The 18,000-nt window shown below is 69.6% G+C and carries 21 protein-coding genes; 13 read left to right on the top strand and 8 right to left on the bottom strand.

Going from position 1 to position 18,000, the window contains the following annotated elements; genetic code table 11:
• Window positions 1-60: 60 nt before the first annotated feature.
• The 3 genes from ABIC28_RS08330 (at window position 61) to ABIC28_RS08320 (ending at window position 2,531) form a co-directional block, all read left to right on the top strand.
• Window positions 61-903, top strand: coding sequence for an SMP-30/gluconolactonase/LRE family protein (locus ABIC28_RS08330; RefSeq protein ID WP_097210678.1), 843 nt, complete (start codon window positions 61-63; stop codon window positions 901-903).
• Between the two features lie 116 nt (window positions 904-1,019).
• Window positions 1,020-1,547 carry a peptidase gene (locus ABIC28_RS08325; protein WP_354578376.1) on the top strand — a complete coding sequence of 176 codons (528 nt, stop codon included), beginning with the start codon at window positions 1,020-1,022 and terminating at the stop codon, window positions 1,545-1,547.
• 285 nt (window positions 1,548-1,832) lie between these two features.
• Window positions 1,833-2,531 (top strand): TMEM165/GDT1 family protein, encoded by a 699-nt coding sequence (locus ABIC28_RS08320; protein ID WP_097210679.1) that lies wholly within the window; start codon window positions 1,833-1,835, stop codon window positions 2,529-2,531.
• A 13-nt stretch (window positions 2,532-2,544) separates the two neighbouring features.
• Here ABIC28_RS08320 and ABIC28_RS08315 read toward each other — a convergent pair whose 3' ends face one another.
• The 3 genes from ABIC28_RS08315 to ABIC28_RS08305 form a co-directional block, all read right to left on the bottom strand.
• The gene (locus tag ABIC28_RS08315; protein ID WP_354578374.1) at window positions 2,545-3,270 is read right to left on the bottom strand and encodes a hypothetical protein; all 726 of its coding nucleotides are present in this window, start codon (window positions 3,268-3,270) and stop codon (window positions 2,545-2,547) included.
• A 163-nt stretch (window positions 3,271-3,433) separates the two neighbouring features.
• A complete protein-coding gene (locus ABIC28_RS08310) occupies window positions 3,434-4,099 on the bottom strand; it encodes a hypothetical protein (RefSeq protein ID WP_354578372.1) in 666 nt (221 codons plus the stop codon).
• Window positions 4,100-4,260: 161 nt separating this feature from the next.
• Window positions 4,261-4,899, bottom strand: coding sequence for a hypothetical protein (locus ABIC28_RS08305; RefSeq protein WP_354578370.1), 639 nt, complete (start codon window positions 4,897-4,899; stop codon window positions 4,261-4,263).
• A gap of 239 nt (window positions 4,900-5,138) precedes the next feature.
• On the opposite strand from ABIC28_RS08305, the gene ABIC28_RS08300 reads away from it, so the two are divergent.
• From ABIC28_RS08300 to ABIC28_RS08290, 3 genes are all read left to right on the top strand, one after another.
• On the top strand, window positions 5,139-5,531 hold the full coding sequence (locus ABIC28_RS08300) for a PPOX class F420-dependent oxidoreductase (protein ID WP_354578368.1): 393 nt from the start codon (window positions 5,139-5,141) through the stop codon (window positions 5,529-5,531).
• 58 nt (window positions 5,532-5,589) lie between these two features.
• Window positions 5,590-5,937: a TraR/DksA family transcriptional regulator gene (locus tag ABIC28_RS08295; protein WP_354578366.1), complete on the top strand. Its 348-nt coding sequence runs from the start codon at window positions 5,590-5,592 to the stop codon at window positions 5,935-5,937.
• A 339-nt stretch (window positions 5,938-6,276) separates the two neighbouring features.
• Window positions 6,277-6,645 carry a hypothetical protein gene (locus ABIC28_RS08290; RefSeq protein ID WP_354578364.1) on the top strand — a complete coding sequence of 123 codons (369 nt, stop codon included), beginning with the start codon at window positions 6,277-6,279 and terminating at the stop codon, window positions 6,643-6,645.
• A gap of 68 nt (window positions 6,646-6,713) precedes the next feature.
• Here the strand turns inward: ABIC28_RS08290 and ABIC28_RS08285 are convergent, their stop codons facing one another.
• Window positions 6,714-7,622, bottom strand: coding sequence for a hypothetical protein (locus ABIC28_RS08285; protein ID WP_354578362.1), 909 nt, complete (start codon window positions 7,620-7,622; stop codon window positions 6,714-6,716).
• A gap of 148 nt (window positions 7,623-7,770) precedes the next feature.
• Here ABIC28_RS08285 and ABIC28_RS08280 point away from each other — a divergent pair, with 148 nt between their 5' ends.
• Window positions 7,771-8,538: an SDR family NAD(P)-dependent oxidoreductase gene (locus ABIC28_RS08280; protein ID WP_077043292.1), complete on the top strand. Its 768-nt coding sequence runs from the start codon at window positions 7,771-7,773 to the stop codon at window positions 8,536-8,538.
• Between the two features lie 70 nt (window positions 8,539-8,608).
• On the opposite strand, the gene ABIC28_RS08275 is transcribed toward ABIC28_RS08280, so the two are convergent.
• Entirely contained in the window at window positions 8,609-10,171 is a 1,563-nt protein-coding gene (locus ABIC28_RS08275) for a TM0106 family RecB-like putative nuclease (protein WP_269588905.1), read from the bottom strand.
• A gap of 236 nt (window positions 10,172-10,407) precedes the next feature.
• On the opposite strand from ABIC28_RS08275, the gene ABIC28_RS08270 reads away from it, so the two are divergent.
• Genes ABIC28_RS08270 through ABIC28_RS08245 form a run of 6 tightly spaced genes read left to right on the top strand, consistent with a single transcriptional unit; the run spans window position 10,408 to window position 14,181 of the window.
• Complete coding sequence (locus tag ABIC28_RS08270) at window positions 10,408-11,025, top strand: DUF6474 family protein (RefSeq protein ID WP_097210685.1); 618 nt, start codon at window positions 10,408-10,410, stop codon at window positions 11,023-11,025.
• A 22-nt stretch (window positions 11,026-11,047) separates the two neighbouring features.
• On the top strand, window positions 11,048-11,581 hold the full coding sequence (locus tag ABIC28_RS08265; RefSeq protein ID WP_143548390.1) for a hypothetical protein: 534 nt from the start codon (window positions 11,048-11,050) through the stop codon (window positions 11,579-11,581).
• Window positions 11,582-11,628: 47 nt separating this feature from the next.
• The gene (locus ABIC28_RS08260) at window positions 11,629-12,288 is read left to right on the top strand and encodes a YcnI family copper-binding membrane protein (protein WP_097210687.1); all 660 of its coding nucleotides are present in this window, start codon (window positions 11,629-11,631) and stop codon (window positions 12,286-12,288) included.
• Entirely contained in the window at window positions 12,285-12,815 is a 531-nt protein-coding gene (locus tag ABIC28_RS08255) for a copper resistance CopC family protein (RefSeq protein ID WP_354578359.1), read from the top strand. Before ABIC28_RS08260 ends, ABIC28_RS08255 begins: the two co-directional genes overlap by 4 nt.
• A 5-nt stretch (window positions 12,816-12,820) precedes the next feature.
• Window positions 12,821-13,783, top strand: a complete 963-nt coding sequence (locus tag ABIC28_RS08250; RefSeq protein WP_373560234.1) for a CopD family protein — start codon at window positions 12,821-12,823, stop codon at window positions 13,781-13,783.
• A 38-nt stretch (window positions 13,784-13,821) separates the two neighbouring features.
• Window positions 13,822-14,181 carry an MmcQ/YjbR family DNA-binding protein gene (locus tag ABIC28_RS08245; RefSeq protein WP_097210689.1) on the top strand — a complete coding sequence of 120 codons (360 nt, stop codon included), beginning with the start codon at window positions 13,822-13,824 and terminating at the stop codon, window positions 14,179-14,181.
• Here ABIC28_RS08245 and ABIC28_RS08240 read toward each other — a convergent pair.
• The 3 genes from ABIC28_RS08240 to ABIC28_RS08230 all read right to left on the bottom strand — a co-directional run bounded on the left by ABIC28_RS08240 (window position 14,178) and on the right by ABIC28_RS08230 (window position 17,986).
• Window positions 14,178-15,815: a DHA2 family efflux MFS transporter permease subunit gene (locus ABIC28_RS08240; protein WP_097210690.1), complete on the bottom strand. Its 1,638-nt coding sequence runs from the start codon at window positions 15,813-15,815 to the stop codon at window positions 14,178-14,180. The genes ABIC28_RS08245 and ABIC28_RS08240 overlap by 4 nt on opposite strands.
• 157 nt (window positions 15,816-15,972) lie before the next feature.
• The gene (locus ABIC28_RS08235) at window positions 15,973-16,428 is read right to left on the bottom strand and encodes an SRPBCC family protein (RefSeq protein WP_354578356.1); all 456 of its coding nucleotides are present in this window, start codon (window positions 16,426-16,428) and stop codon (window positions 15,973-15,975) included.
• A 4-nt stretch (window positions 16,429-16,432) separates the two neighbouring features.
• Window positions 16,433-17,986 (bottom strand): succinic semialdehyde dehydrogenase, encoded by a 1,554-nt coding sequence (locus ABIC28_RS08230; RefSeq protein WP_097210692.1) that lies wholly within the window; start codon window positions 17,984-17,986, stop codon window positions 16,433-16,435.
• Window positions 17,987-18,000 lie beyond the last annotated feature (14 nt).

The following is an 18,000-nucleotide window of genomic DNA, read 5'->3' as shown; positions in this document are numbered from 1 at the left end:
CCGCGCCCGACCTCCAGGCGCGGCGGAGTCGTTTCCGGCAAACGGTCGTATCGTTGAGGGATGGACACCCTCGTCGAGGGTCTGACCTTTCCCGATGGGGCACGCTGGCACGACCGGCACCTGTGGTTCTCGGACACGCACGCCGGTGAGGTGTTGGCGTACGACCCGCTGACGGGCGCGCTCAACACCGTGGCCGAGGTGCCCGGCCGACCCGCGGGCCTGGGCTTTCTCCCCGACGGTCGGCTCCTCATCGCCTCCACCCGCGACCTGCTCGTGCTGCGCCGGGAACCGGACGGCACCCTGGTCGTGCATGCCGACCTCTCCGGCATCGCCACCTGGTACCTGAACGAGATGTGCGTCGACCGGTTCGGACGCGCCTATGTCGGCAACGTCGGCGACGGCAGCGATCCCCCGCGGCCGCCGCGGCCCGCCGACCTTGCGATGGTCGAACCCGACGGCACCGTCCACGACGTCGCGACCGCGATGGTGCTGGCAGGCGGCATGGTCGTGACCTCCGACGGCAGCACCCTCATCGTCGCCGAGAGCCGATCCACCCCCGGCCGGCTGACCGGCTTCACCATCGAGCCCGACGGCGGGCTCGAGCAACGACGGGTGATCGCCGAGTTCGACGCCTCGGTGCACCCCGACGGCCTCGCGATCGACGCCGAGGACGGCGTCTGGGTCGCCTCCCCGTTCGGGGACGAGATCTTCCGCGTCGACGCCGAGGGCGCCATCACCGACCGCCTGTCCGCGCCCCACCCGTACTCGCTCGCGCTGGGCGGGCCCGACGGTCGCGACCTGTTCGTCTGCACCGCCGAGACGTGGGTTCCAGAGGAAGCAGAACGGGACCGCGCCGGCGCCGTGCGGCGGGTCCGGGTGCGGGTTCCCGCCGCGCGGGAGTAGCGCGTCCCGCGGTCCGGCTGGCACTCCATCCCGCTTGTCTGCCAGCCGAGTTCGGCGCATCCTGGAGGTGTCCCGGGTGCGCTCCCGGGTCGCCGTCGTGCGGAAGGGGGACGGATGTGAACCAGCACGGACACATCGGCGTCTCGCCCTTCCATGCCGCCGGGGCGCTGCGCGGGTTCATCATCTCCGGCCAGTGGCCCGACACCACCAAGGAGTGGGCCCAGCTACTGGTGTTCGCCGTCCGGGTCGCCGGCGTACCCGGGTTACTTCCCACCTCAACGGTTTTCGGCGCTCACGAGGACCTCCCCGACGACCCGGAACCCGGCACCGTCGGGCTCGTGGTCGCGGAGGGCCCAGTGCTCGGCGAATCCGCCGTCACACCAGGATGTTTCGCGGAGCATCAGCCTCCTGCCCTACTGGTGCTGCACCCGCCGTCGGAGACCATGCCGTCGTTGCCGGAGTGTGTGGGCGCCGCCTCGGGCTGCCTGTTGCTGCCGGGCGTGCCGCACCTCGGCCTTGACCACCGGGCAGCCTGGGTGGAGGCGGACGCCGACGGCACCGTCACGTCCCTGGTCAGCCGGATGAGCCTCGATCCCAACTCCGACCCCGACACCGCCGTTTTGGCCATGCTGCTGGCCTCCTGACGCATACCGAAAGAACAAAGTTCGGTCTCCCAAACTTGTTGTGCGCTTTGCGATCTCGTGAACCTCAGGTAGTCTTACGCCTAGCGAAGGGGAGTAGCCCCCAATCGAGCAGTCGACATACTGGTCAGCATCGCGAAATGCGATGCGCCCGGCTGCCCGAACCGGCGTCGCCGTTCAGGCGACAGGCACCGGTGGGCGAGACCTTCGGCTGTCGACGTCCACACGTCGGCGGCCGGAGGACCGGTTCCCAACATCCTCCGAAACCAGATAACGGAGGAGGTTCGCATGCTTGCCGCGCTGCTGCTCAGCTTCGGCGTCATCTTCGTCGCCGAACTCGGCGACAAATCCCAGCTCATGGCGATGACGTTTGCCCTGCGCTACAAGTGGTGGGTTGTGATCGGCGGCATCACCGTCGCCACCACCGTGGTGCACCTGGTCTCCGTCGGCGTCGGCCACTACCTGGGCGTGGCCATCCCCACGAACCTGATCAGCACCGTCGGTGGCATCGCCTTCCTGATCTTCGCCTTGTGGACCCTGCGCGGCGACAGCCTCAGCGACGACGAGCAGAACAAGGCCGCTCGGGTCGGCACCTCGGCGTTCCTCGCGGTCGCCTCGGCGTTCTTCCTGGCCGAGCTCGGCGACAAGACGATGCTCGCCACCATCACCCTGGCCGCGGACAACGACTGGGTCGGCGTGTGGATCGGCTCGACGGTCGGCATGGTCGCGGCCGATGCCCTCGCGATCATCGTCGGCGCCGTGCTGGGCAAGCACCTGCCGGAGCGGTTCATCCAGCTCGCGGCCGCGACCCTGTTCTTCGTGTTCGGCGTGATGCTGCTGCTCCAGGGCCTGTTCCCCGGGTCCGCGGCGGGGCCGATCGCAGGCGGCGTGATCCTCGCGGTCGCGGCCGTGGTGGGCGGCGTCCGGTACGCGCGGGCGCGGGCGGCCGTACCGGTCGAGGAGACGAGCGAACCCCTCGACCGGTAGGCGCGACCAGCGGTCAGGACCCGGTGCTCCCTGTACCACCCATCGGGGTGACCCGGGTATTCCCTGTCGCCAACCAGCCCTCCGACGCCGGGACTCCGGTGCCGGTGACCGTGACCCCGCTTGGGTTGTCGAGGCCGTACCCGCTCGCGCGATAACGCATTTGGACCGTGACATCACCGGAGAGGAACAACGTCGTGTCGGGATTGGGGTGGTACTCGCGGGACTTAGGGACAGCCCAGCCCCCGGCAGGCGGGGTGACGGTGACATTCCCGGTGACGGGATCTACCGCAACGGTCGAGTCCAGTGCCCAATGCGTGGATCCCTCCGGATACCAGCCGGGTTTCCGGGCGAAAACCGTGGCGTCCATGAATTCGAAGCCTCTCGGAGGGTGGTGGGTGACGCTCGAAACTTCGACGTCCGGCACGGCCGGTTGGTATCCGCCCTCCCCTGCGCTGCTGCTCGCATAGAAGGACACAACGTCACCCGATTTGACGTCCTTGGGACCGGCATAACTCATATGAAGGTCGCCAGCCATCCCCTCGTCCGTGAAGGCTCTTTCGTAGCACGGCCCCCCCGACGGCATCGACTCGATGGTGCATGGAGGCAACAGATTTTGCAGTACCTCATCCTCCCACCACGACTGCCCGGCCGCAGTTCCCACACCCATCGTGATGCCGCTCGCGACAACGGTCAGCGCCGCGAGCACCGACCCACCCTTACGCACCAGACTTCCGACCATTGAACAGTTCCTTTCGGATTACAGAACCGCTGCCGCCGATGGCCCGCCGCTGTACGCGGTTGGATTCAGGCACGACACTCGGCGTCGGAGATGATTCGCGGCGACCGTGTCAGGCCGCAGGTTTGATGAGTACCCGAAAAAGCAACAAGCGGAATCAGTTTTGCTAACTGCCGAAGGTATCTGGATTCACTAGGGTGACCTTCGTGGTCCCCGTCGCCATCCACCCCTCCGACGCCGGGACGCCCGTGCCGGTGAACCTGAGCCCGCTCGCGCCATCGGGACTCAACGCGGTTACCTTGTAGTCCAGCGAGACAAAGACAGAGCCGGTGAAGCGGCCATCCGCGGCGATCCAGCCACCGGCAGGCGCGGTGATCGTGACATCCCCGGTCACCGGATCCACCACCGCTGTCGAATCCAGAGTCGTCTCGATCGCGTCGCCGAGCGGATAAACCCAGGACCAAACGTGGGCCCCCGTGAACTCGAAACCCCTCGGTACGTGGTGGGTGACGCTCGTAATGGCAACATCCCGACCGCTTAACCTTGCGCGGAACCCGGTCTCCTGACCCAGCGCCACCGCCCTGCTTGTGCCGGTGTACACCAGACTAATGTTCCCGACCGTCGCTTCATCGTTGAACAGGCCGTCGTCACAACCTGGCATGGGGTCTTCGAAGTAACAGGGAGGCGCGGAGCTGCCGAGCGCCACGCTTCCCTGTTCCAGGCTTCCCGAGCCCGCCGCTCCGGCAGTCCCCACACCGGTCACCGCGCCGCCCGCGACGACGGCCAGCGCCGCGAGCACCGAACCACCCTTACGCACCAGACTTCCGACCATTGAACAGTTCCTTTCGGATTACAGAACCGCTGCCGCCGATGGCCCGCCGCTGTACGCGGTTGGAATCAGGCACGAGATCGGCGTCGGAGTTGCTCGCGGCGACCGTGTCAGGAGGCTGGTTTGATGGGTACTCGAAAAATGAACGGGTGCAATCAGTTTCGCTAACTGCCGAACGTGCCTAGATCCACAGGGGTGACCGTCGTGAACCCCGTCGCCACCCACCCCTCCGACGCCGGGGCGCCGGTACCGGTGAAGGTGACCCCGGTGTTGCCATCGAGATACGACTTGACCACCTTGTAGCGCAAATTGACTCTTAGGAACCCGGTGCGGGAGCCGGTGTCGGTTACCGCCGTCGGGATGACCCAGCCACCTGCGGGCGCCGTGACCGTCACATCCCCCGTAACGGGATCCACCATCGCGGTCGAGTCCAGCTCCGCGCCCGGCAAGATTGGCGAGTACGAAATTACCTCGGCCCCGACGAATTCAAGTCCTCGTGGAACATGGTGAGTGAAACTCGTCACCGTCAAGCCGGGTGTGCCATCTCGGGCCTCGAGGCCCGGAAAATACAAAACCTCACTGCCCACCTTGGCCTTGGCGGGACCCTGATATGCCAGCAGGATGTTGCCCCTCGCGCCTTGATCAATGAAGGCCTCACCGTTGCACAGCTTTTCGTAGATCCCTGTGCATGAGCTTCCGACAGACGCGCCACCCGCGACGCCCGCACCCATCGTCGCCCCACCCACGACAACGGCCAGCGCCGCCAGCACCGACCCACCCCTACGCACCAGCTGTCCAACCATCGACGATGTCTCCTCACTGTTGGGAAAACCGGCCCACGCCCGCCCCCGAGAACTCGCCAAGAGTAAGGGGCGAAACGACGGACCGCAGCGAAAATCGCACACTCGCTTTTGCCCAGTTCAAAGCGTTAAACACTGTCTCGAACGGTCCGCCGCGGCGCCGGGCACAGATCCGAGCGGCCGCAAACCGGAGATCCGACGGATACTGGAAGGGACTCGCAGGCACCCACAGGAGGGGTGACATGACCGACCAGATTCCCCCGAAACCGATCGCCGCCGCCAAGGTGGTGTTGCTGAAGACCCGCAAACGGGACGGCAGCTGGGTCGATACTCCCGTGAACATCGCGGTGGACGGAACGCGAACCTATTTCCGGACACCCGGCAGGGCCTCGAAGAACAAGCGGCTGAGGAACTTCCCCGATGTGCGGATCCGGCCCTGCACCTGGTCGGGCAAGCCGACCGGCGACGAGTCGGCTGCGACCACGCACCTGCTCACCGGCGCCGAGGCCGACGCCGCCGCCCGGGCGATCGACCACCGTTTCCCGATCCTGCAGCGTGTGATGGTGCGGGCAGCGCACAAGGTCATGCGCACGCCCACGCTCCACTACGAGCTGACGAACTTCCGCGCGCCGTGACCGGGATCCGGTCCGGGGCGCACGGAAGCATCGGCTGCCCTGCGGCGTTGTACTCGACATGACCAAGTCCGCCGCCGCCACCGCCCGCGTCCGGATCGCGGCGGAGCAGGCCGCGACCGTGCATCGGATCGAGTCGCTGACCGCGCGCCTGGCCGACATCCTGGACGGCTCCGAGCTGACGACGAACGATGACGAGCACGATCCGGAGGGCTCGACGATCGCGTTCGAGCGCGCCCAGGTCACCTCGCTGCTCGGGGACGCACGGCAGGAACTCGACGACCTCGACGCGGCACTGCGCCGAGTCGACGACGGTAGCTACGGGGTGTGCGTGAAGTGCGGCAAGCCGATCGGCGCCGAGCGGCTCGACGTGCTGCCCGCAGTGTTGCGCTGTATCGACTGCTCCTGACCGCACGGCGGCCGACCGCAACCCCGGCGCGACGGGACCACCGAGTGGCGGCGACGCAGTGCCCCCACGGTGGTGGTCACAGCCGTCAAGGCGGCGACCACCCCGGCTTCTCAGCTGAGGGGGGCCCCGCATATTGCCGCCCGTCACCGTGCCCACCAGCGGCGATGCAAAAGTGAAGCCGGGCCCCTCGAGGGTGAAACTGCTGTTGCCGGCGCCTTCAATCAACTTCTGTGAATAGGACGCCATATAGATGAGATCGAACTGGAGTCCGTCACCGACACTCACCGGACCTCCGGAAGGATCGGTGAAGGCGACGGTGCGGGCCTCGGGATCATGCACGTGATCGAGCACGATCGGGTCGAAGAGGTCCCTATTGCCGGCAGCCACATGGCGAATCCGGTTGGTGGTGACACCGATCAACCCGAAATGAAGGGGTTTGTTGTGGACCAGCTTGGTGATTCCCCGATCGGGGTCGCCCACATTCTTGATTGTGATTCGAAAGGTCGTCGGATCGCCCCCGACAGCGAATTCGGGATACCGGTAGGTGATCTCGAAGCCCTCGTGGGTCACCACTTGTTCCAGTTGGTCGTAAGTCGGACATACGGAACCACATCCGGCACCCGCCTCCGCGCCCGCAGTGCCCATTCCGATCGTCAGCCCGCCGGCGGCGATCACCGCGACGGCAAGGATCGTTGCGCTACGTCGTAACATGTTGCTGGACAACATATTTCTCCATTTCTATGTGCGATGAGTGGGCGCCTCAGCTATTGGATGCCCTAGAGGCCGCGCGGCGGTGCATCCGCTGCGGGTGAACGGATGCCGTCGGATCCGGCCCTGCCGCTCACTGACCCCTCACATTCCTCCCCCCACGGGGGCGTAGCGCCACAGGTGATCGGCCGCCGGAAGACCTCGAATCCGGTTCCTTCCATCACCGGCCAATCCTGGGGGTCGAGGCCGGTGGCGGTGAACCCGACACCACTCTCCTGCGTCGATCCGACCTGGGCCGTCCATGGAACGGTGTACCAAAAAACAAAATCCGTACTGATCGGGTATGCGCCGGTGATCGTCACGGCTCCGGTCTGGTCGTCTATGTCCATCATTGGGTGGTCGTCCTGCCTGCGATACCAGGTCCCGTCAACCTCCTCGAGCCACTGGATCCTGAAAGATTGAAGCTTGTACGCGGCCGACGGCGGGTAGTCGGTGAAGCGGTGGACGAACTTGCCCGCCTTGTCCGCAACCTGGAAACCGATCTGGCTGCTGAAGCTGTTTCCCGGATATCCCTGTGTGCTGATCCTCTTCCGCACGGTGACATCCCCGACCTGCTTCTCGACCGCGCGGGAGTCCGAACCCCGGCAATTGATCAGGTCGGAATCCCTGTCGACCGAGCCGGATCCCACGAGTATCTCTTCTTCCCATGCCCCGATATCGAACGACCCCGCTCCCGACGATCCGACCGCGGCGGCCGTGCCGGCGCCCGTGGCGAGCCCGCCCACGAGGGCGGCGGCGAGGGCGAGAGTGGGCAGCCCCCGTCGGATCAACCCGTTCGACCGCATCAACCTTGTTCGCAAAGAAGCACTCCATTCGATGAGTGATGGGCAGACGTTCGACCGCCCCGACCGGGCCAGACTAGGGCCGCAGTCCAGCCCCGACTGCCGAATCCGAAGAACGGCATCTTCGCAGGTCAACCGTTATGCACAACGGCTCCCGCCGGTTGGATCGGCAAGGCTGACAATCAGTTCGGTGAACTGTCGTTAACCAGACTCACGACCGGGGCGCTATCGTTCAGGTCACTACCGGTCGGCCAACGGTGGCCGCCAGAAAAGAGGATCGACTGTGGAAATCCAGGGAACCGCGGCACTGGTCACCGGAGCTGCCTCCGGCCTCGGCGCTGCGACCGCCAAGCGCTTCGCCGACGCGGGCGCCACCGTCTTCGGACTGGACCTGGCCCAGTCCATCGAGCGCGCGGGCGACAGCGTCCCCGCCGGCGTCACCCTCATCCCCACCGACGTCACCAGCGGCGACGAGGTCCAGGCCGCCGTCGAGCAGATCGTCGCCTCCGGCGTGCCGCTGCGCACCGTCGTGAACTGCGCGGGCGTCGGCTGGGCCGGCCGCATCCTGTCCAAGAACGGCCCGCACGACCTGGAGCTGTTCCGCACGGTCATCACCGTCAACCTGCTCGGCACGTTCAACGTGATGCGCCTGGCCGCCGACGCGATCGCCAAGACCGACACCGTCGACGAGTCCGGCCAGCGCGGCGTCGTCATCAACACCGCCTCGGTCGCCGCGTTCGAGGGCCAGATCGGCCAGATCGCGTACTCCGCGTCCAAGGGTGGCGTGCAGGGCATGACCGTCCCGGCCGCCCGCGACCTCGCGCAGTTCGGCATCCGCGTCAACACCATCGCCCCCGGCATCATCGACACCCCGATGCTCGCGGGCGTCACCGACGAGTACCGCAAGGGCCTCGAGGCAGGCGTGCCGTTCCCGTCCCGCCTGGGCAACCCCTCCGAGTACGCGCAGCTCGCGCAGATGATCGTCGAGCACGACTACCTCAACGGCGAGACGATCCGGATGGACGGCGCGCTCCGGATGGCGCCGCGCTAGGCAGCTCCGCTGCCCGTGCGTGGTTGACGGGTCCCAGGACTCGTCAACCGCGCACGGGCGCCGCAGGCGCCTACAGCTCCGAGGCCAGCGGGACCTCAAGATCGGCGCGGTCGGTCATCCACTCCCGCAACACCCGCGTCGCCTGCACGTCGTCCTCGTTGTAGACGAACAACCGCTCCCGCTGTTCGAGATCCGGCTCGTGGTCGTAGCCGACCGCCTCCCGATACCAGCTCATCGACGCCTCGCCGCCGGCGTCCGCGTCCCGCCAGTTGAACCCGGCGACGGGCGCAATCTTCTTGAGCCCCTTACCGTTCGGGCAGATGAACTGATCGCTCACCGCCTGATAGACATCCACCCAGTCCGGGCTGTCGATGAAGGCGCGGATCTGCGCGACCGTCGGGATCCCGGGCATCCCGGCAAACCGGGTCGCCGAGTCGAGCAGCCACTTGTCTTCCGCCGCACGGGAATAGCAGTAGGCAGCGAAGGTCTTGCCCGCCGCGAGGGTCTCCTCCCTGACCCCCATCAGCCAGCCCCAGAACTCCGCGAACGACCTGCCCTCGTCCCGGGTCGGCAACGGGTCCCAGGTGACGAACGGCCGGTACGGCTGGGTGACGCCGTCCGCGGTGAGCAGCGTGCCCCACAGGTAGGCGCCGTGCTCCTGGTAGCTCTCCATGTCCACGTCGACCTCGACGTCGGCCCGGCGCACCGTGACCTCGGGCCTGCGCCGCACCAGCGGGACCTGGCCAAGCCAGGCCTTCGCGATCACCACCACGTCCTCGAACCCGTTGCCCTGCCACTCCTCCGGCGCCGGTCCGTCCCAGGCCGCCAGGTCGTCGATGGTGTAGACCCCGGCCGCGCGCAGCGCCTCGGCCCGCGAGCCCGTCGCCACCAGGCTGACGTCCCGCGCGGCCGTCAGGTTCTCCTTGCACCGCGACCACCAGGGGCAGGACCGGCACTCGCCGATCTGCGACGGCGAGGTGAAGCGTTCGCCGCGCGCGACGGCCAGCCGGTCGGCGAACCGCTCGTCGTACACGTCCATCACCGCGGCGAGGTCGTGCACGAGGAAGCGCTCGCCGCCGTACCCGATGACGCCGCCGAGCATCGACGGGCTCGCCATGCCCTGCGCCTGCAGCATTCGCTGCAGGTGCGCCAGCCGGAGCTGATCGCGGAGCTGGGCGCGCACCTTCCGGTCCGGGTCCACGCTCGGGGCCCAGTCGTCCAGCCCTGAGGTGACCGCGCCGCTGCCCGGATCGGTGACCTTGTGGTTCACCACGATGGCCGGGATGTATCCCCCACGGTCGGCGTCCCGGATCAACAGCTCCGCTCGCCCGCGCCTGCCGGTGTCGAACTCGAGCGGCAACACCGCGCCCCAGATCCGGTCCGCGCCCTCGGCGCAGGCCCGCAGGGTCGCCGCCGCCCGCTCGCGCGTCGGGACGGACTGATCGATCAGCACCCAGGTGTGGCCGCCGGGCGCCATCAACCGCCGGAGCATGTCCTCCCGGTGTGCCTGGGCCGATTCCCGGCGCTGCTGGACGCCGATGTCCTCCGGCGCCGAGGCGATCAGCTCGGGATAGGCCGAGTCGAGGTGGACCCGGTGCCGGCACGTGGTCAGCGTCCTGGGATCGATGAGCACCGACCGAGTGCCGTTGCGGCCCGGCTCGGCGTCCTGGTGCGGATCCCGGAGGTCCTGCGAAGAGTTCACGATGACGAGATTATGGTCCGTCGCACCGACAACCCGCACCGCGCCCGCCTGCGCAGCGGCAAGAACCAGCGCTGCCGGACTCGCCGCCGCCACCCTGAGCGGTGCGGATAGGCTGTCGGGGACGAGGTGTGCCGACGCTCGAGCGCCAAGAATGAGGGGCCTTACGCATGGGTTTGTTCAGGAAACGTAAGACACGCGCGACCCGGCGTGCCGAGGCGAAGGCCCTCAAGCACAAGGCGAAGGTCGAGGCGAAGCTCGGCGCCCGCAACGACCGCAAGAAGATGCGCACCGAGGCCAAGTCCGCGAAGAAGGTCGAGAAGGCTCAGCTTGCGACGCTGAAGGCGCAGGAGAAGGCCGCCACCCGCGGCAAGCTCAGCGTCGGCCAGATCCGCAAGTACCTGGGCATCGCCCGGCTGCTGACGCCGGTGCTCGCCCCCCTCGTCTACCGCGGCGCCACCATGCTGCGCGCGCAGCTCGACCAGCAGCGCGCCAACAAGATGGGCATCGCCCCCGAGGAGCTGGGCACCTACACCGGGCACGGCGCCCACCTCAGCGCCCGGATCGCAGGCGCCGAGCGGTCCGCGAACACCATCGCCGCCCAGTACCCCGACCCCGAGACCACCCGGTTCACCAACGCCGTCCTCGGCCGCCTGGCCGAGCTCAGCACTGCCGTCCGGGCCTCCGAGCAGATGCCGGTCCAGCGCCGCAGGGCCGCCCACCACGCGATCTCGGCGGAACTCGACGGCGTCGAGGCCGACCTGCTCGCCCGCCTCGGCGTCCGCTGACCCGGGCGCGACCGCTCCCAAGATGCCGACCCCCCGCCCCGACCACACCGCCCGCATGCGCGGCGCGGCGGTCGGGGCGCTCACCGCGGCGCTCGCCGTGGCAGGCCACGGGGTCGCGGGCGGCGGCTACCCGGACTCCTCGGCCCTGACGCTGCTGGTGCTGTGCTGCGCCGCCGTCGGCGCGCTCACCGGCAGCCTGCGCGGCGGCCGGGTCGCGCTGCTCGGTGCGCTGGCGGCCGGGCAGCTCGTCGGACACCTCGCGCTGTCGACCGCCCTCACCGCGCACCAGTTCCACGGCCCCGAGCTCTCCCCCCGCGGGCTCACGATGCTCGCCGCCCACGCCGTCGCGACGGCGCTGTGCGCCGCGCTGATCCTGGCCGCGGAGGCCGTGTACGGCCCGATCACCCGGGTGTTGCGGTCCGTCCTGCGTCGGTGGAATCCGCTGCCGCGCACGACCTTCGCACTCCGCACCGCGTCGACGGACCCGATCGCGACGGCGACGCTGCTGCACTTCTGCATCTCGAGACGGGGACCGCCCGCGGCGGTGCCCGCATAGCGGACTCGGTGACCCGAGCCCGCCCTCCCCTCTCGAGAAAGAACCCCATGACCACCCTCATTTCCCGCGCCCTCCTCACGGTCGGCGCCACCGGCGGCGTCCTGCTGCTCGGCACCGGACTCGCCTCCGCGCACGTCTCCGTCAGCGCCCCCGACGCCGAGCAGGGCGGCTACACCGTTCTGACCTTCAAGGTGCCCACCGAGTCGGAGACCGCGGGCACCACCAAGCTGACGGTGGCGCTGCCCAACCTGGCATCCGCGCGCACCGAGCCGATGCCGGGCTGGACGTCGCAGGTCACCAAGGACGCCGCCTCCGGCGAGGCCACCTCGGTCACCTGGACCGCTGATCCCGGCGTCAGCGTCGGACCCGGCCAGTTCCAGCAGTTCCTGCTGTCCACGGGACCGCTGCCCGAGCAGGACGAGGTGTCCTTCGCCGCCACGCAGACCTACAGCGACGGCCAGGTCGTGAACTGGGATCAGCAGCCCGGCGCCGACGGCAGCGAGCCCGACAAGCCGGCGCCCGCCCTCTCGCTGGCCCCCGCCTCGGAGTCCGGGGACGGCCACCACGGCGCCTCGACCGCCTCGTCCGCGACCTCCGACGACGGCGTGGACACCACCGCCCGTTGGCTCGGCGGCATCGGCCTGGTGCTCGGCGCCCTCGGCGCCGCGCTCGGCGTCGGCGCGACCGTCCGCGGACGGCGCTCATGAGTACCCGGGTCCGCGTCCTGGCCGTGACGATGTTCGCGGCGGTGGCCGCGCTGCTCGGCGCGGGCGTCGCCGGGGCCCACGCGGTCGTGACCAGTTCGAACCCCGCGGACGGCTCGTCCGTCGCGGTGGGCCCGGAGCAGGCCGTCATCACGTTCAACGAACCGATGCAGCCCAGCTTCGCCACCCTCACCGTGGTCGGCCCGGACGGCAACCTGTGGTCGAAGGGTGAGCCAACCGTGCAGGGCCCCTCGGTCAACGTCCCGGTCGGCGAGCTCGGCCCCACCGGGGACTACACGATCGCCTACCGGGTGACCTCCGCCGACGGCCACCCCGTCAGCGGGACCCGCACCTTCACCCTCACCGAGCAGGGCTCGGGCACCCCCGGCGCGAAGCCGGGCGGCGACAAGGCCGGCGCCGAGGGCGGCGATTCGGACGGGCTGCCGATGTGGCCGTTCATCGTCGCGGGCGTGCTGGTGTTCGGCGGCGGGCTGGCGTTCGCGCTGCGCCGTCCCAGCGGCAAGAGCTGACCTCGGTGGCCTCGGCGGGCGCGCGGCGGCGGTGGCAGATCTCGCCACGATGGCTGCTGTTCGCCGCGCCCGCCGGCCTGGCTGGGGTCGGGGTGGCCTGGCTGCTGGCCCGCCCAGCCGGCCCCGATCCGTCGAGCCTGATCCGGGTGCTCGCCGTCCTCCTCGGGTCGACGGTGCTCGGCCTGACGACACTCGAGTGGCTGCAGCGATCCGAGCCGCGACCGGTGATCGCGCGCGGCCAACTGTGGCGGCCGATCGCGGCGCTGGCAGGGGCCTGGACCCTGGCCGAGGTCGCCCTGGTGGTCGCCGCGGCGGCGGAGACGACCGAGACCGGGGCAGGCGCGCTCTCCTCGACCACGTTCGGCCGGTTTCTCGGTGACGTCAACGCGGGCCAGATCGGCGGCGCCACCGTGGCCTGCACCACCGCGATCGCGGTGATCGCGGCGCTGGCGTTCCGGCGGGGCGCCGACTGGCCGATCACCTCCGTCGCGGTGCTCGCCGCGGTCGCGCTCGCGTCCCGTCCCGTCACCGGGCACATGTCGGCGCAGACCCTCGGTTCGCTGCTCGGCGCCGCGCACGCGCTCGCCGCCGCGCTGTGGCTGGGACCGTTGGTCGCGATGGCACTGCTGCTGCGGGCCAGGGGCGCCTGGGCCGCCCTGCTGCCGCGCTACTCGGAGCTCGCCTGGCGCTGCGTCGCGGTGTTGACGGTGACCGGCGTGATCGACGCCGCGGTCAAGCTCGGCGGCGTTGGCGCGCTCGTCGACACCGGCTACGGGCGGATCGTGCTGGCCAAGACCGCGGCGCTGCTCGCGCTCGGCGCGCTCGGCTGGTGGTGGCGCCGGACCTGGGTGCCCGCGGCGGGTGCGCACCGCATGCAGGCGGAGGACTCGCTGCGGCGCGCGGTGCTGGAGGCTCTGGCGATGGCCGTCGCCTTCGGCCTGGCCGCCGCCCTCGCCACCACCGCATGAACGGTGCGGGTGTCGGCGGGCGGCGCTATAACTGCCTCATGCCCTCCGAGCAGGATGTACGCGCCCTGATGCTGGCCCTTCCCGAGGCGGAGGAGATCGTGGTCGACAGCTGGGGCAACCAGCCGACCTTCCGGGTGCGCAAGAAGATGTTCGCGATGGTCGGATACGGCGCGCCCACCGCATGCCTCAAGGCCACCCGCGACGACCAGGCCGCGCTGCTCGCACAGGACCCCGAGACCTTCCTGGTGGCCCCGTTTTTCGGGCGCTGGGGCTGGATCGACGTCGTCCTCGACCGGGTGGATCCGCAGGAGCTGGCCGAGCTCGTCGAGGAGGCGTGGCGGCTGACCGCCCCGAAGCGGGTGGTCGCCGCCTACGACCGCGACCGAGCGGCCGGCTAGGTCTCCTTGCGGGATCGCGCGTTCAGTGCGGTCGCGCTGACCAGGCCGAGCGCCAGGAACCCGGACGCCACGAACAGCGCGGTGCGGGTCGCGTCGCCGAAGCCCTCCGACAGCGCCGCGGTCACCTCGGGCCCGGACGGGCCGAGCTTGCCCTCCTCGCCCTGCTCGCGGATCCCGGAGATGGTGCCGCCCGCGGAGTCCCTGGTCGCGGTGACCAGCTGTTCCTGCACCGGCGGTGGCACCGACGTGACCGGTTCGAGGCTGTCGGAGAGGTTCTGCGCCAACGAGATCGAGAGCACCGCGCCCAGCACCGCGGACCCGAGCGCGGCGCCGAGCTGACGCACGGTGCTCTGCGTCGCCGAGCCCTGGCCCGACTTCTCCGCCGGGATGTCGGCGAGCACCGTCCCGGTCAGCTGCGCCGACGCCAGCCCGAGGCCCGCGCCGTAGATCGCCAGCAGCACGGCGAGCAGCCACGGCGACACCGTGGAGGACAGCGCGAACGCCACCACAGCCACGCCGACGGCCTCGAGCGCCAATCCCAGGATCACGGTCTTCGGCGCACCGAACGCGGCGGCGACGTGCCGGGCCGCGGCGCCGGAGGCGAAGGCGCCCAGCGCCATCGCGGCCAGCACCAGACCCGCGCCCATCGTGGTCAGGCCGAGCGCGTTCACCAGGAACAGCGGCAGCACCAGCAGCAGGCCGAACTCGCCGATCGCCACGGTCAGCGCGGTCAGGTTGCCCCAGCTGAACGTCGGGACCGAGAACAGGGTCAGGTCGAGGATCGCGGACCGGTGGCTACCGCGGGCCCGGTGCCGCTCCCAGAACACGAACAGCACGAGGCTGGCCAGGCCGATCGCGCCGACGACCGGGACCACCGACACCGGCGCGTCCGCGGGCCATTCGAGCCCGAACACGCTGAACGGAGCGATCGGCTTCCACCAGCCGAGGCTCTGCCCCTCGATCAGGGCGAAGATGACGCCGCCGAAGCCGATCGCGCTGAGCAGCAGCCCGTCCACGTCCAGGCCCGGCTCGGTGATGGTGGCCTTGGTCTCCCGCACCGCGTACAGGGCACCGATGATCACCGCGATGCCGATCGGGACGTTCACGATGAAGATCCACGGCCAGGTGAAGTAGGTGGTGAGCCAGCCGCCGAGCAGCGGGCCGACCGCCGCCATGCCCGAGATCACCGCTCCCCACACGGCGAACGCGACGATCCGGTCCTTGCCGCGGAAGGTCGCGTTCACGCTCGAGAGGGTCGTCGGGAGCACGAAGGCTCCGCCGACGCCCTGGATGACGCGGGCGATGATGAGCGAGGTCGCGCTGGTGGCGAGCGCGGCGAACACGCTGCCCAGCAGGAACACCAGCACGCCGAGGATGAACATGCGGCGGCGGCCGAGCCGGTCGCCGAGCCGCCCGGCGGTGAGCAGCAGCGCGGCGAACACCACCGAGTAGACACTGTTGACCCACTGGGCGTCGGTCAGGTCGAGGTCGAGGTCGGTGATGATCACCGGCAGTGCGACACCGACGATGGTGCCGTCCACCACGATCATGGACAGCCCCGCGGCGAGCACCCCGAGCCCGATCCAGGCGCGCCGATCGGCTCTCGGCTCCAAGTCGGTCGACTCGGCGGTCATAGGGGGTGCCCCTTCCACGTGACAAGCCGGCGCCGAACAGCGCCGCCACGATTCCACCATCGTCACCGACCCGTGTCGCCGCGAAATGCCGGGGGCGCGCCGAGCTTCATACTTTCGATGGATTCGCCGCGGCGCCGAGCCGGCTCCGGGCAGTGCCCTAGACCTCCTGGTGCGCCTCCAGGTGCGCCTTCATCCGCTCCAGCGTGGTCTGCATGCCGTCCCGCATCAGCGTGTCCCGGTTCCGACCGAGCACCTTCGAGCGCTGCACGATCCGCACCCACAGCGCGGGCGTCCCGTAGATCTCCCGGGTCTCGGTGAGCCGGGTACCGGTGCCGGACGGCTCGAGCAGGTAGCTCCAGCGCGCCTTCGGCTCGTCCGCCTCGAACGAGAACCGCTCCCCCGGAACGACATCGACCACCGTGCAATGGGTGGTCCACCGCACGGGTCCGTGCCGGTTGCTGCCCGTGAAGGTCGCACCGGCGGTCACCGGCTCGCCGCCGGTCCACCGCCCGCCGGTGTTCTCCGGGCTGAACCGGCCCATGCCGGCGATGTCGGTGACCACATCCCACACCGCCGACGGCGCGGCCTCGATCAGAACGCTCGCGTGATCCATCCGGTCAGCGTCCGGGGACGTACTGCAGCACCTTGATGAACGGCGCCAGCACCTTTGCCCAGACCTTCGGCGGAAGTCCGCGGGGCCCACCGAGATTCAGCACACGCGTCGTCGCGATGGTCTGCGACTCGGTGTACTTGAGCAAACCGTCGGGACCGTGCCTGCGGCCGACACCGGACACACCCATGCCTCCCATCGGCGCCGCGGTGCTGCCCCAGGCGGGCGCGTACCCCTCGTCGACGTTGACGGTGCCCGCGCGGACCTGGGCCGCGATGGCCTCGCCCTCGGCCTTGCTGCCCGCCCAGACGCTGGCGTTGAGGCCGTACTCGGTGTCGTTGGCCTGCCGGATCGCCTCGTTCACGTCGGCGACCGGGTAGATCGACACCAGCGGACCGAAGGTCTCGTTGCGGGCGCACTCCATCTCGTCGGTGACGCCGGTGAGCACCGTCGGCTCGTAGAACAGCGGGCCCAGGTCGGGGCGCGCCTTGCCGCCCGCGACCACGGTGGCGCCCTTGACCACGGCGTCGTCGACGTGCCCGGAGACGGTCTTGACCTGCGCCTCGGAGACGAGGCTGCCCATCTCGATGCCGAACTCGTAGCCGGCCCCGAGGGTCATGTTCCTGACGCGCTCACCGAAGAGCTTGGTGAACTCGTCGGCGACCGGCTGCTCCACGTAGATCCGCTCGATGGAGATGCACAGCTGGCCGGAGTTCGAGTAGCAGGCGCGGACCGCCGCATCGGCGACCTCGCGCAGGTTGGCGCCCTTGGTGACGATCATCGGGTTCTTGCCACCGAGCTCGGCGGAGAAGCCGATCAGCCGTCGGCCTGCCTGCTCGGCGAGCAGCTGGCCGGTGGCGGTGGAGCCGGTGAACATCAGGTAGTCGGTGTTCTCGACGATCGCGGTGCCCACCACGGATCCGGGGCCGGGGACCACGGCGAACACCTCGCGCGGCAGTCCGGCCTGGTACATCAGATCGACGCAGGCGAGCGCGCAGTAGGGGGTCTGGCTGTCCGGCTTGATGACCACCGCGTTGCCCGCCATCAGGGCGGCGATCGCGTCGGACACCGCGAGGGTCATCGGGTAGTTCCACGGCGAGATGACACCGACGACGCCCTTCGCGTGGTGGTGCACCACGGTCTTGGTGAGGCCCGGCAGCATGCCCTGGACCCGCTTCGGCTTGAGCAGCTTCGGTGCGACGCGGGCGTAGTACCGCGAGGTCATGGCGATGTCGAGCACCTCTTCCAGGGCGGCGGCCCTGGACTTGCCGGTCTCCGCCTGCGCCATGTCGAGCAGCGCGTCACGGTTCTCCAGCACCAGCTCGCGGTAGCGGTGGAAGACGCGGGCCCGGTCGTCGGCTGAACGCTTGCCCCACTCCCGCTGGGCCACCCGGGCGCGCTCGATCGCGGCGACCGCGTCCTCCGCGGTGCCGACCGGGACGGTGGTCAGCTCGCGACCGGTGAAGGCCTCGACGATGGGGCGGGTCGGGCGGCTCGCCGCGTCCGGGATGGCGATGAGGTCGGCGAGCCGCGCGAAGGTCGCGGCGGACGGAGCAGGCATTTCGTACCCCTACT

This window comes from Rhodococcus sp. PvR044 (genome assembly GCF_040548995.1).
GTDB lineage: Bacteria > Actinomycetota > Actinomycetes > Mycobacteriales > Mycobacteriaceae > Rhodococcus_G > Rhodococcus_G oryzae.
This window is presented reverse-complemented; position numbering and strand designations above follow the sequence as displayed.